The sequence below is a fragment of the Actinocorallia herbida genome, from assembly GCF_003751225.1.
Lineage (GTDB): Bacteria > Actinomycetota > Actinomycetes > Streptosporangiales > Streptosporangiaceae > Actinocorallia > Actinocorallia herbida.
In genome coordinates, this window is record NZ_RJKE01000001.1 from 3,672,850 (window position 1) to 3,685,930 (window position 13,081).

Consider the following 13,081-nt stretch of genomic DNA (forward strand, 5'->3'; position numbering starts at 1 on the left):
CGCCCGGCGGCGCGGTGTTCGCCGCCTGTCGGGGAGAAAGGGATTTCGGTCTTACCGAAACTGCACTGGAGTCGGCCTGGGGGATGTCTACGTACCCGTTGGAAAGGAGGATAACCGTGCGGTCGATCGGATTCGTCAACTCTTTCTCACGAATAGGCATCGGGTCCTGGATCGTCACTGGCGATATGAAACGGGAGCGGGTATTACTCATCCGTTGACAGACTTCCAAAGGGTGGTGGTCTGGCATCCGTCGAGCTCTTGTCGAGTCAGAATCCCGTACCTAAGCTCATCCACGAGTGACCGGTTTACCCCTGATGAGCTGCCAGTTATTCATTCTGTAATTGGTCGCTCACCATTCCACCCCGAATGAAAGGCCACCCCCCATGCTGCGCAAGATCGCGATCTCCGCCGCCGGCGCGGGCGCCATAGCCCTCCTCGTCAGCAACCCCGCCATGGCGGTCGGGACCTTCCCCCCGTCGGCGCCGTACGGCATCACCTCGTGGACGGCGACGGGCGCCTCCGCGGTCACCGCCTCCTCCACCAACATCAGCTTCCAGGACGTCACCGCCGGCATCACGGCCAACTGCACCTCCGGGTCCGCCAGCGGCACCCTGAACGCCTCCGGCGGCCCGACCGACCCGGTCGTCAGCGGCCTGTCCATCTCGACGAGCGGCTGCGCCAGCACCTCTCCCGCCCTCAGCTTCACCCTGACCCCGAACACGCCCGGCGGCGCGTGGGAGCTCTACGCCACCGGTCCGACCTCCGGCGGCGTCACGCCGGGCCAGATCAGGGGCGTCTCCGTCAAGGGGACCGCTCTGGGCGGCCTGTGCGTCGTCCAGGTCGACGGCCCCGGCGGCGCCAACTCCCAGACCGGTGTGATCAACGGCAGCTACAGCGCCGGCGTCATCACTGCGAGCGGCTCCAGCAACATCACGATCGCCAGCGCGAGCATCGGCTGCTTCGGTGCCATCAAGAAGGGTGACGTGGCCACCCTGAGCGGCACCTTCAACGTCACGAGCAGCCCCGTCCCGACCATCAGCGCGGTCTGATCGCGCGGTCTGATCCGCCGGATCGACAGTACAACGGCCGCACAGCCGCTCCGGCTGTGCGGCCTCGCCGCGCGTACCGACTCGGAACAGGCCATCCGCCTTTTCGCCGGTGCTCACCGTCATGAATGAGGACGGGTTCGAAGGGGTTCGATCGTCGAATTCCACCCAGTCGCGCGAATTGAAGCGGCTGGTCGGATGAGTCTTTGAACGTGTGCGGTGAATGCGGCTGATCGGGACCGGTGGAAATGGTCGACGTGGATCGGTTCGGGCTTGATCCGGGCCGTGGATGAAGTTTTCGACAGGGCCGATGCCGCAGGGTCCTTGTGTGCTGGTGCGCTGGTCAGCAGGGCGGGAGGCCACTCGAATTTCGGCAAGGTTACGGCGGTGATCTCTCGGTTTCCCGGCAGCGCGAAAGGCCGGTTCTGGTTTGCAGAACCGGCCTTAGGCCATCGGTGAAGTGCGCTATCGGACCGGCGGGTCCAGATTGTACAGCTCCGTGGCGGTGTGCTGGAGCACCTTGCCGATGGTCTCCTCGGGGAGGCCGGTGAGGGCGAGTTCCATGACGTCGCGGGGGCTGGGGGACTCCGACGCGGGGCCGGGGGAGAGGCTCGTGGCGTGCGGGAAGTCGGTCTCGAACATGAGGTTGTCGCCGAGCTGGTCGATGACCGAGCGGACGGACTGGCGCTCGAACCAGAACATGCCGTAGATCTGGCGCTTCATGTACTCGCTCGGCAGGAGGCGGTCGGGGTACTCCTTGTGGGCGCCGACGTTGAGCCACTGCCAGTCCATCGTCTCGGAGAAGAACGGCAGCCAGCCCGCGCCGTTCTCGACCGAGACGAACTTGAGGTCGGGGTAGCGGTGGCAGACGCCGCTGAGCACGACCTCGGCGATGTTCTGGGCGTTGCCGAGCAGGACCAGGGAGCTCTCCCGGGTGAAGTCGATCTTCTTGGACTGGTCGACGGCGCCCTTCAGATCCTCGTCCGAGGCCAGGAAGCCGACGTGGAAGTTCATCGACAGGCCCATCTCCTGGGCCTGGCCGAGCACGGGCTCCCAGTAGTCGTCCATGAGGCGGGGGAGGCCGACCTTGTCGTAGCGCGCCGCGAACAGGACGCCCTTGTGGCCCATCTCGTGCGCCCGGCGCATCTCCGCGACGGACTCGTCGATGTCCCAGAACGGCAGCATCATCATGGGGATGAGCCGGCTCGGGTCGGCCGAGGCGAACTCCGCGACCCAGTCGTTGTACGCCTGGACGCACAGGGTGGCGAGCTCGCGTGGCATCTGGTTGAGGAACCTGTGGCTGTGGAAGCCCACGATGTTCGGATAGAGCACCTGGTAGTGGACGCCCACCCGGTCGTTGTAGGCGAGGCGTTCCTTGGCGTCGATCGCGGCGGGCAGCGCCTCGGACAGCCGTTTGGGGTGCGAGGGCGGGAACTCGGCCCAGCCCGCCTGCGCGAACGCGCCGACGCCGTAGAGCTTGCGGTCGCCGATGTACCAGACGTCCTCCTGGCGGCGTTCGTGGAAGCGGACGTGCGGTACGAGGTCTCCCCACTTGGCGGTGGAGATCCGCGACGTCCACAGGTCGGCGGGCTCGATGATGTGGGAGTCGACGTCGGCCACCGCGTAGCGCTCGCACAGAGCGGTCTCACGGAGAGCGGTCGCCGCCGCGTCCTGGTCAGCCATTGCGCGTGAACTCCTCCGCTTTGAGAGTGGGTACTCACTTACATTAGGCGGGCGGGGCCTCGGCACGCAACCGCTCAATCGGTCGGCGCGGGAACGCCGCGGAGATGCGGCGCCATCATCAGCGGCGTCACGCTGAGCACGCCCGACTCCACGGGCAGCGTGACGCCGGTGATCCAGCGCGCTTCGTCGCCGGCCAGGAACGCCGCGGCGAAGGCGACGTCCCAGCCGTCGCCGGGGGTGCCGAGCAGGCCGGCCTCGCTGCGCATGGTGTTCATGAACTCCGCGCGCGACCCGGGAGTCGAAACCGACATCACCATCGGTGTCGTGATGTGGCCGGGGGCGACCGCGTTGACCCTGATGCCCTGGCGGCCGTGCGCGTAGGCCATGTCGACGGTCAGCGCGATCATGCCGCCCTTGGCCGCGGAATAGGCCGCGGTGCCGTCGCCGCGCAGCGCCGAGATCGACGCGACGTTGACGATCGAGCCCGACCCCTGCCCGGCCATCACCGGCACCGCGTACTTCGAGGCCAGGAACGCGGTGCGCAGGTTGATGTCCATCGCCCGGTCCCAGTCCTCCTCGGAGGTGTCGACGACGGTGCCGAGCGCGGCGCGGCCGATGTTGTTGACCAGGATGTCGACGGTCCCGTACCGCTCGACGGCGGTCGCGACCATCTCCTCGCAGTCGACGGCCCGCGTGACGTCGGCGGCGAACACCGAGGCCTCGCCGCCCTCCTTCTCGATGAGCCGCAGCGTGTCCTCGGCTCTCTCGGGATACAGGTCCACGAGCAGGACCCGTGCCCCTTCCCGGGCGAGGACGACGGCCGTGGCCTTCCCCGTCCCGATGCCGGGTCCGGGCGTCGAGCCCGCCCCCGTCACGATCGCGACTTTGCCTTCGACCCGTCCAGGACGCTCCACCACTGTCGTTCTCCTTGTGTCGTGATACGAGATGTCTGCTACCAGCGGGCGAGCAGTGCCGCGCCCGCCTCGAACCCTCCGACGTTGCCGATCGCGGCGACCTCCGCGCCGCGTACCTGCCGGTCGCCCGCCTCGCCGCGGATCTGCCGCACGGCCTCGGCGGTGTGGCCGAACGCGGCGTGCAGGCGGCCGCCCGAGAGCTGGCCGCCCCAGGTGTTGAGCGGCAGTTCCCCGTCGAGCGAGATGCGCGCGCCGCCCTCGACGAACGCCGCGGCCTCGCCCACCCGGCAGAACCCCAGGGCCTCCAGCCACCAGACGACCTCGATGGTGAAGCCGTCGTAGAGCTGCGCCACGTCCACGTCACCGGGGGAGAGGTCGGTACGGGCCCACATCGCTCGCGCGGCCCCGTGCCCGACCCGGCCCATGTCCTCCCACTGCTCCCACGACGGCCTGCCCTCGACGACTCCGGCCGCCGCCTCGATCCGGACGGGAGACCGCAGGTCGGGCACGGTCTCGGCGGCGGAGACGACGATCGCGGTGGCTCCGTCGGCGGGCACGTCGCAGTCGTAGAGGCACATCGGTGTGGAGATCATCCGGGAGCCGAGGTAGTCCTCGACGCTGAGCGGGCCGCGGTAGACGGCGTCGGGATTGAGCGCGGCATGGGCCCGCTGCGTCACCGGGATCCACGCGAGCTGTTCCCTGGTCGCCTTGTACTCGTGCATGTAACGCGCCGCGTAGGGGGCGACCTGGCAGACAGGCGAAAGCATCCCCACCGGGAGCAGCCATGCCAAGGGGCCTTCTGCGACGGGCTTGGTGGAGCCGTAAGCAGGGCGTCCGCCTGCGTTGCGCGCGGCGCTGCCCTCCTTGACCGTCCGCCATACGACGACGTGGCGGGCCTGCCCTGTGGCCACGGCCATCGCCGGTCCGTAGAACGGCAGCGCCATCCCCTCGTTGATGCCCTGCCGCCAGGTGGTCGTGATGCCGAGCGCGTCCTGGACCTCGTAGAGGTTGCCGTTGGCGTATCCGGGCAGGTTGGCGGCGCCGCCTCCCGGGAACATGGCGAGCCCGTCCACGTCGGCGACGGTCAGGCCCGCGTCCTCGACCGCCGCGAGGATCGCGTCAAGGGTGAGCTGGAACCCCGACCGGTCGAGGCGGCGGCCGATGGCGGACTGGCCGACGCCGGAGATGACGGCTCGGCGTTCGAAGAAGTCGGTGCCCACGGGGGCCCTCCAAGGGGACGGGCCGCCTAGCGCGCGGCGACGAAGCTGGGGATGGCGAAGCCGCCGGGACCGGGTTCGAACCCGATCTCGACCTCCATGCCGATGGCGGCGTCCTCGGGCGGGCAGCCGCGCAGCCGCCCGGTCACGCGCACACCCGGCCGTCCCGGGAACTCCACCAGGACGACGGTGTAAGGCACCTCGAGATCCGGCATCCACCGCTGGTGGTTGACGGTGAGGCTGTAGACGACGCCCCGCCCGGTGACCTCGGCGAACCGGGTCGGCCTGGCGTGGCAGGACCGGCAGATCCCGCGCGGCGGGAACGACTCCGCACCGCACGCGGGACACTGCTCGACCAGCAGTCTGCCCTCCTTCGCGGCGGTCCAGAACGGCTCGGTCTCCTCGCTGACGGCCGGGGGGATCCCGACTGTGGCGTCCACTCAGCAGTCTCCTTCCGAGGTGCTTCCGGGGGCGTTTTCGCCCGCCCCCACTGTCTACATAAAAAAGTGAGCATTTGCTATCTTCCGATCGAACGCCGTCCCTCCGGCGGTGTTCGAGGGGAGGAGCAGTGGCAGACGACCGCGTCGTCCTCGGGGCGGCGGCGATTCCCGAACCCGACCGCGACTGGCTGGCCGCCGTGGAGCGGCTGCCCATCGCGTCGGTCTGGCAGGGCGGGCATGTGCTGCCGCCGAGCGCCACCGGCGAGGCCATCACGAGGCTCGCCCTGATGACCGCCTGGACGGAACGGGTGAGAGTGGGCACGGCGGTGCTGATGCTGCCGCTCTACCACCCGGTCCTGGCGGCCAAGCAACTCGCCGACCTCGACAGCAGGTCCGGTGGCCGGGTCGTCGCGGGGGTGGGCATCGGCGGGGAGTTCCCGCAGGAGTTCGCCGCGATGGGCGTCCCGGTGAAGGAGCGCGGCGCGCGCGCCGACGAGGCGATCGACGTGCTGCGCAAGCTCTGGCGAGGCGGCCCGGTGAGTCACGGAGGCAGGTTCTTCGCCTTCGACGACGTCGACCTCCGCCCGGTCCGGCACGGTGCCGGCCCGGGGATGCGGCCGGGAGGCCCGCCCCTCGTGGTGTCCGGCCGGAAGGAGCCCGCGATGCGGCGGGCCGCGCGGCGCGGCGACGGGTGGATGCCCTATCTGGTGTCGCCCGAGGCCTATGCCAGGTCCGTTCAGACGATCAGGGACGAGGCGGACGCCGTGGGCCGTGACCTCACGGGATTCGAGTGGACGGTCTACCTGTACTGCTCGGTGCGCGCCGACCGGGAGCGGGCCCGCGCGGACGTGGCGGGGTTCCTCGGGTCCGCGTACGGCGACAAGCCTCCGGAACTGCTCGATCGCATAGCCCCTTCCGGGACTCCCGAGGAGGTCGCCGCGCGCGTCCAGGCGTACGTGGACGCGGGGGCACGGCACATCGTGATCTCGCCCGCGGCCAAGGAGGACACCCTGGGGATCGTGCGGCTCGCCGCCGAGGAAGTGCTGCCGCGGCTGTCCGTCCCGGCCGCCGCCGTGCCCGGAGCGTCGGCGTGAGCGCGGCGCCCTGCGCGGGGCTGCGCGTCGTCGAACTCGCCGTCGGGGTGAGCGACCTCGGCCTCGGCCTCGCCGGGGGCGTGCCCGGCCTGCTGCTCGCCGATCTCGGCGCGGACGTCACCAGGATCGTCGGCGCCGTGCCCGTCCCGCTCGACGCGGACGTGCCATGGGGCCGTGCCTGGCACCGCGACAAGCGGATCGTCGCCACCGACGACCCGGGGACGGCCTTCGCGCTGCTGCGAGAGGCCGATGTCGCGCTCGTGTACGGGCCGGAGGAGGTGGTCGAACGGCGGGGACTCGGTTACCGCGACCTCGCGGAGGCCGATCCTTCCCTCGTGTACGCGCGGTGCCGTCCGAGCCGCACGGGCAAGGGCGAGACCGCCGACTACGGGTTGCTCGTGGAGGCGTCTGCCGGTCTCTGCACCCAGTTGGCCGGGCACCGCTCCGGCCCGGTGTTCGTCGACGTCAGGGCGTCCGGCGTCGGCACCGCCTCCCTGCTGAGCGTCTCGGTGCTCGGACTGCTGCGCCGCCGCGCGCTGACCGGCGAGGGCGGCTGGGCCGAGACCTCCCTGTACGACGGCATGCTCGCCACCCTCGGCTGCATGATCGGCCGTTCGCAGGCCGCGCCCCCCGAGGTCGAGTCCTACTGGGAGAAGGGCTCGACCTTCCCGAACTTCCTCTACCGCTGCGCCGACGGCGAACTGATCCAGGTCTGGTTCGGCGGCAAGGGCATGTACGCGTCCCTCCTCGACGTCCTGGGCGACGAGCCCAGCGAGGAGGGCTACTACACCGACCAGATGACCGGCCGTCTGGGCGTCCGCGCCCAGCGCTGGTCCTCCCTCTTCTCCCGCCGCCCGCGCGCGGAGTGGATCGAGGCCCTGCGCCGCGCGGGCGTGGCCTGTGAGCCGGTCCTCGCCCCCGGCGAGGTCCTGGCCGAACCGCACCTCGCCGAGATCGGCCTCGCCCTCACCCGCGATGAGGACGGCCACCGCTACGTCCTGCCGGGCTCACCGGTCTCGGTCTCTCCGCTCGCCGAAGCCATTTCGCCTCCGCCGAGTGCGGTCGAGGGCCCCGGCCTGCTCGCGGGACTGCGGGTCGCCGACTTCTCGGCCTTCGTGGCGGGGCCCCTCGCCGCCGAGGTGCTCGCCGATCTGGGGGCCGACGTCGTCAAGGTCGAGCCGCCCGGAGGCGAGGCGATGCGGGCCGCCGCCTACGCGGTCGCCGCCTGCCAGCGGGGGAAGCGGAGCGTGGCGCTCGACATCGGGGCGGCCGAGGCCCGGCCCGCGGTCGAACGGCTGCTGGAGTGGGCCGACGTCGTCGTGCACAACTTCCGGGTGGGGGTCGCGGAGCGGCTCGGGATCGGCGCGGACACCGTCGCCCGGATCAACCCGGGCGCGGTCTACTGCCACGCGAGCGCTTTCGGCGACGTGGGACCGCGCGCCAGGTTCCCGGGCAACGACGCGCTCATGCAGGCGGTCACCGGGTTCGAGACGGCGATCGGCGGGGCGGGCAACGACCCGATCGCGGCGACCTGGATCCCCGTGGACATGGCGGGCGGCTGGGTCGCGGCGGGCGGCATCCTGGCCGGGCTGGTCGGCCGCGCCGCCGACGGCAGGGGCCGCCGCGTCGTGACGAGCCTGCTCGGCGCGGGGATGCTCGCGCACAGCGGCGTCCACCTGCGCGACGGCGAGCTCGTGCTCGGTCCGTCCCTCGACGGGACGCAGACCGGATACGGGCCCGGCTACCGCATCTACGAGTGCGGCGACGGGGCGTGGCTGGCCGTCGTCGTCCCCGGCCCCGAGGTCTGGGCACGGCTCGGAGAGTCCGTCGGCGGACTGCCCTCCTACGCGCCGCTGCGCGGAGGAGCCTCCGACGAGGCGGCCCGTAAGGCGGAGGCGATCCTTGAAGCCGCGTTCGCGAGCGCGTCCGCCGCCGTGTGGACGGCCCGGCTGCGCGCCCTCGGCGTGCCCGCGGAACCGGTCGAATCCCTCGACCGGGACGGCTTCCGCGGCGCGATCCTCGACGATCCGGTGAACCGACAGACCGGACGTGCGGTGACCTATCAGACGGCCGATTGGGGCGGATTCGAACAGATAGGTCCGCTCCTCCGCTACGGCCCCTCCGAGGCACCGCCCTCCGCCGCCGTCCGGCTGAGCCTTCCGCGCGTCGGCGAGCACACCGCCGAGGTCCTGGCCGAGATCGGCCTCCCCGAACCCGACATCACGGCACTGCTGACCGCCGGGACCGCCCGGCAACTCGAGGAGGACACGTGAGCACAGAGGCGGCCGACGTGGTGGCCGAGATGGGGAAGCGCTTCACGGCCGGCGACGTCGAGGGGGCGTTCGCGCTGCTGCATCCGGAGTTCCGGATCGAGCAGCCCGCGTCCCTTCCGCACGGCGGTGTGCACCGGGGCCGGGAGGGGATGGCGGCGATGGGCGCGCTGTTCGCGCGGCACTGGGACCGGGACATCGCCGATCCCCGGGTGCTCGGATGCGGCCCGGAGCAGGCGGTCCAGGTGACCACCCAGACGTGGACGGCCAAGGAGACGGGCCGTGCCCGGACCGTCGACGTGGTCGAGCTGTTCACCGTCGAAGGGGGCCGCGTCCGGGAGATCCGGGTTTTCCAGCAGGACACCCACGCACTGCTGGGCACCCTCGGCGACGCCTGATCATCCGGCTTGACAGCCTCCCGCGCGGCGGGGAGGATAAATAACTGGGCGTTCACTTACTTACGCGGGTTCACTGGGAGCGCGGCGATGGACTACCGACTGATCGACGCAGACGGCCACTACTACGAGCCCGACGACTGCTTCACCCGGCACATCGAGGCGAAGTACCGGGACGAGACGGTGCGGGTCGCACGCGGCACGGACGGGCTCGGCCGGATCTTCCTGCGCGACCGCCGCACCTTCATGAGCGTCATGCCGGGCGATCACGCCTCCGCGCCGGGCGCGCTGGCCGGGTTGTTCGCGGGAGAGGTGGCCGAAGGCTTCACCCACCGCGAGGTCATCAACGCCAAGGACCATCCGGAGTTCACCGAGCGCGGGGCCCGCCTCGCGCTCATGGATTCCCAGGGCGTCGAGGCGACGATCCTGCTGCCCACGATGGGCGTCGCCGTCGAGAACGACATGCGCGACGATGTCGCCCTCACCTATGCCAGCCTCCGCGCCTTCAACCGCTGGCTGGAGGACGACTGGGGCTACGGCGACGACGGCAGGATCTTCGCCGTCCCGATGCTCTCCCTCCTCGATCCCGGCGAGGCGATGCGGGAACTGCACAGGGTCCTGGCGGCCGGCGCCCGGCTCGTCCACCTCTGTCCGGGGCCGACCGGGGGCCGCTCACCCGCGGACCCGGTCTTCGACCCGTTCTGGGACACCGTCGCCGAGGCCGGCGTGCCCGTCGTCTTCCATGTCTCCAACAGCGGCTACCAGCACTTCTACGGGACGATGTGGGGGGAGGCCGCCGACAACCCCTCGCACCGGCAGTCGCCGCTGCAATGGGCGCTGTGCAACACCGAGCGACCGCTCGTCGACACCCTCACCGCGCTCGCCCTGCACAATCTCTTCGGCAGGCACCCGAAGGTCAGGATCCTGTCGATCGAGAACGGGTCGAGCTGGCTGCGCGCCCTGTGCAAGACCGTCGACAAGGCCGCCGCGCTCGGCCGGCGCGGGCCCATGATCGGCGGATCGCTCCCCGACAGGCCGAGCCGGGATCTCACCGAACACCTGTGGGTCTGCCCGTTCCCCGAGGACGACGTGCACGACCTCCTTGAGGCGCTCGGCCCGGACCACGTCCTGTTCGGCTCGGACTATCCGCATCCCGAGGGGCTGCGGGAGCCACGCGACTACGTGCCGAGGCTCGAAGCGTGTCCGCCGGACGTCGCGCGGCGGGTGCTGCGCGGCAACACCGCGGGCCTGCTGGGGCTGCGCGACCGCGCCACGGCGGCGGGGTGAGGGCATGAAGGTCGCGATCGCCTATGAAGCCGGTGAACCGCCCGTGCTGGAGGAGCTGCCCGTCCCGGCGGTCGGGCCGCGCGACGTGCTCGTGCGGATCGCCGCCAGCGGCATCTGTCACACCGACCTCAATGTGCTCGAAGGTCTTTCGGCGCTGCCACTGCCGATCGCGCTCGGCCACGAGGGCTGCGGAACCGTCGAGGAGGTCGGCGCGGAGGTGCGCCGGGTGAAGCCGGGCGACCGGGTGCTGGCCTCGGTCGCGCCCGCCTGCGGCACCTGCTGGAACTGCGTCAACGGCATCTCCAACCAGTGCGAGCTGAACCCGCTGGTGAAGGCGGCCGAGCGGTTCACCCTGCCGGGCGGCGGCCGGGCCGCCGCGGTCTGCGGCTGCGGCACGTTCGCCGAGGCCATGGTCGTGCACGAGGCGTCCGTGGTGCCGGTCCGCACCGACCTCGCCGACGAGGAGCTCGCGCTGCTCGGCTGCGGTGTCACCACGGGACTAGGCGCGGTGCTCAACACCGCGGCGGTCACGCCGGGGGCGAGCGTCGCGGTCATCGGCTGCGGCGGCGTCGGGCAGTCGGTGGTGCAGGGCGCGCGGATCGCGGGGGCCGCGGTGATCATCGCGGTAGACCCGGTGCCGGGACGCCGTGCGGCGGCCCTCGCCGCCGGGGCCACCCATGCGGTGGATCCGGGTGCGGGTGATCCCGTCGTACAGGTCCGGGAGCTGACGTCGGGGCGGGGCGCGGACTACACGTTCGAGGCCGTCGGACGGACCGAGCTGATGGTCCAGGCGTTCGCCATGGCGCGAGGGCACGGGACGGTGACCCTGGTCGGGATGCCACCGGTCGGGTCGGCGCTCACGCTGCCGGCCGTGCAGGCGGTGTTCTCCGGGAAGCGGCTCGCCGGGTCGGTGCTCGGCGGGGCGCAGATCCTGCGCGACTTCCCCCGGTTCATCGCGCTCGCCGAGTCCGGGCGGCTCGACCTCGGGTCGATGGTGTCGACCAGGATCGGGCTCGCCGACATCGCGCACGGCATCGAACTCGTCGCACGGGCCGAGGGCGTGCGGACCGTCATCGTTTAGCTGAAATTGTCCGGGTCATCGTCCAGGAGGTCGCGCTCGTGTCGGAGTCTTCACCGGAATCGCCGCCGGACGCCCTGCGGGCCTTTCGGCTCGACGGGCGGGTCGCGATCGTCACCGGGGCGTCGTCCGGCCTGGGCGAGGGGATCGCGCGGGGGCTCGCCTCGGCGGGGGCCCGGGTCGCGGTCGTCGCGCGCCGCCGAGACAGGCTCGGCAAGCTCGCCGAGCAGATCGGCGGGCTCGCCGTCGGCGCCGACCTGGGCGACGCCGACCAGGTCGCCGGGGTCGTCCCGGCCGTCGCCGAAGGGCTCGGCCCGCCGACGATCCTGGTGAACGCCGCGGGCGCGCTGCTCAGCCCGGACAAGGCCGAGGACGAATCCCTGGACGGCATCCGCCGCACCCTCGACCTGAACCTGGTCGCCCCGTTCCGGCTGGCCCAGGACGTCTTCCCGCACATGCGCGACGCGGGCGGCGGCGCGATCGTGCACATCTCCTCGATCAGCGGGCGGGTCGGCATCCCGGGCATCCCGCAGGCCTCCTACGCGGCGAGCAAACTCGGCCTCTCCGGTCTGACGTCGGAACTCGCCGTCCAGTGGGCCCGCCACCGGGTCCGCGTCAACACCGTCGCCCCCGGCTTCTTCCGCAGCGAGATCACCGAGGATCTCTTCGAGAACGAGCGCAGCCGCGCCTGGCTCAGCCGCAACACCCCGCTCCCCATCGACGGCACCCCGGCCGACTACGTCGGCGCCGTCCTCTGGCTCACCTCCGAGGCCGGCCGCTACGTCACCGGCCAGACCATCGTCATCGACGGCGGCTGGACCGCCCGCTGACCCGTGCCGCACATCCGCGTGCCCCGCCGCGACGCACCGCTTCCGGACCCGGAGACCTGTCGCGAGGGCCGGACGCCCCCTCCGCCCGCCCGCCGTCGCGTCGTGAGCGGGGCGGGCACCCGCCACCGCACCACCAGGGAGGTCCTCGATGCGGACGAGTCGCGGCGGACGCGAAGGGAGCGACGGCGGACGAGGACTCGGCTCCGGGCGAGTTGAGGCGAGGCCCAAAGTGCAGGTGCCCTGCGGCGGAGGGGCGGGGCCCGGTGAAGGAAGAGCGCGGACCGGCATGCGCGCCGCGGAGCCCGGGTGCGGTGCGCGGCGGGGGCGAAGTCCGGAGCGGCAGGACGGGCGTTCGTCGGAGCGCCGCGACGCAGGGGGCCGTGGCGCGGTCGGGGTGCGGTGGGGAGGCGGCCCGTCGGTGGTGGGCGCGAAGTGCGGAGCGGCCGGACGAGCGTCCGACCGCGGACGAGCGACGCGGGGAGGCGAGGGCGAGGGGCGTTGGGGTGCCGGGTCGGGAGGCCGGGGGAGCCGGGCAGGCCCGACGGCGAGGACCCTGCCTCTCGGGAGGCCCCGGCGGGCGGCGGGGGTGCGCGGCGGGGTGCGGCCGGGTGGGTCACCGAGGGTCGGACGGTCGCGGGCGCGAGGGGGCAGGACGAGGGTCCGGTAGCGGGTGAGGGCGGGCGACGGGGCGGGGCGCGCTGGGGGCGGGCGGGCGCTTGACGCTCGGCGCAGCGCGGGAGTTCCGCGGTCGGGGGTGGGCGGTCGCCCGGCGGCACGGCGTTCGCGGGGAGGCCCGCGCGGCGGGGAGGAAGGGGGGCGCCGGGACG

At 72.0% G+C, this 13,081-nt stretch carries 11 protein-coding genes; 7 read left to right on the forward strand and 4 right to left on the reverse strand.

Going from position 1 to position 13,081, the window contains the following annotated elements:
- Window positions 1-383: 383 nt before the first annotated feature.
- The gene (locus tag EDD29_RS17050; RefSeq protein ID WP_123665353.1) at window positions 384-1,049 is read left to right on the forward strand and encodes a hypothetical protein; all 666 of its coding nucleotides are present in this window, start codon (window positions 384-386) and stop codon (window positions 1,047-1,049) included.
- 462 nt (window positions 1,050-1,511) lie between these two features.
- Here EDD29_RS17050 and EDD29_RS17055 read toward each other — a convergent pair whose 3' ends face one another.
- From EDD29_RS17055 to EDD29_RS17070, 4 genes are all read right to left on the reverse strand, one after another.
- On the reverse strand, window positions 1,512-2,729 hold the full coding sequence (locus EDD29_RS17055) for an amidohydrolase family protein (protein WP_123665354.1): 1,218 nt from the start codon (window positions 2,727-2,729) through the stop codon (window positions 1,512-1,514).
- Between the two features lie 74 nt (window positions 2,730-2,803).
- Window positions 2,804-3,646, reverse strand: a complete 843-nt coding sequence (locus EDD29_RS17060) for an SDR family NAD(P)-dependent oxidoreductase (RefSeq protein ID WP_123665355.1) — start codon at window positions 3,644-3,646, stop codon at window positions 2,804-2,806.
- Window positions 3,647-3,681: 35 nt separating this feature from the next.
- The gene (locus EDD29_RS17065) at window positions 3,682-4,863 is read right to left on the reverse strand and encodes a thiolase C-terminal domain-containing protein (protein ID WP_123665356.1); all 1,182 of its coding nucleotides are present in this window, start codon (window positions 4,861-4,863) and stop codon (window positions 3,682-3,684) included.
- Window positions 4,864-4,889: 26 nt separating this feature from the next.
- Window positions 4,890-5,300, reverse strand: a complete 411-nt coding sequence (locus EDD29_RS17070) for a Zn-ribbon domain-containing OB-fold protein (RefSeq protein WP_123665357.1) — start codon at window positions 5,298-5,300, stop codon at window positions 4,890-4,892.
- 128 nt (window positions 5,301-5,428) lie between these two features.
- On the opposite strand from EDD29_RS17070, the gene EDD29_RS17075 reads away from it, so the two are divergent.
- The 6 genes from EDD29_RS17075 to EDD29_RS17100 all read left to right on the forward strand — a co-directional run bounded on the left by EDD29_RS17075 (window position 5,429) and on the right by EDD29_RS17100 (window position 12,254).
- On the forward strand, window positions 5,429-6,394 hold the full coding sequence (locus EDD29_RS17075; protein WP_123665358.1) for an LLM class flavin-dependent oxidoreductase: 966 nt from the start codon (window positions 5,429-5,431) through the stop codon (window positions 6,392-6,394).
- Window positions 6,391-8,667: a CaiB/BaiF CoA-transferase family protein gene (locus tag EDD29_RS17080; RefSeq protein WP_123665359.1), complete on the forward strand. Its 2,277-nt coding sequence runs from the start codon at window positions 6,391-6,393 to the stop codon at window positions 8,665-8,667. Before EDD29_RS17075 ends, EDD29_RS17080 begins: the two co-directional genes overlap by 4 nt.
- Window positions 8,664-9,062: a nuclear transport factor 2 family protein gene (locus tag EDD29_RS17085; RefSeq protein ID WP_211359760.1), complete on the forward strand. Its 399-nt coding sequence runs from the start codon at window positions 8,664-8,666 to the stop codon at window positions 9,060-9,062. Before EDD29_RS17080 ends, EDD29_RS17085 begins: the two co-directional genes overlap by 4 nt.
- 87 nt (window positions 9,063-9,149) lie before the next feature.
- On the forward strand, window positions 9,150-10,346 hold the full coding sequence (locus EDD29_RS17090) for an amidohydrolase family protein (protein WP_123665360.1): 1,197 nt from the start codon (window positions 9,150-9,152) through the stop codon (window positions 10,344-10,346).
- 4 nt (window positions 10,347-10,350) lie between these two features.
- Window positions 10,351-11,427, forward strand: coding sequence for a Zn-dependent alcohol dehydrogenase (locus EDD29_RS17095; protein WP_123665361.1), 1,077 nt, complete (start codon window positions 10,351-10,353; stop codon window positions 11,425-11,427).
- 38 nt (window positions 11,428-11,465) lie between these two features.
- Window positions 11,466-12,254: an SDR family NAD(P)-dependent oxidoreductase gene (locus EDD29_RS17100; protein WP_211359761.1), complete on the forward strand. Its 789-nt coding sequence runs from the start codon at window positions 11,466-11,468 to the stop codon at window positions 12,252-12,254.
- Window positions 12,255-13,081 lie beyond the last annotated feature (827 nt).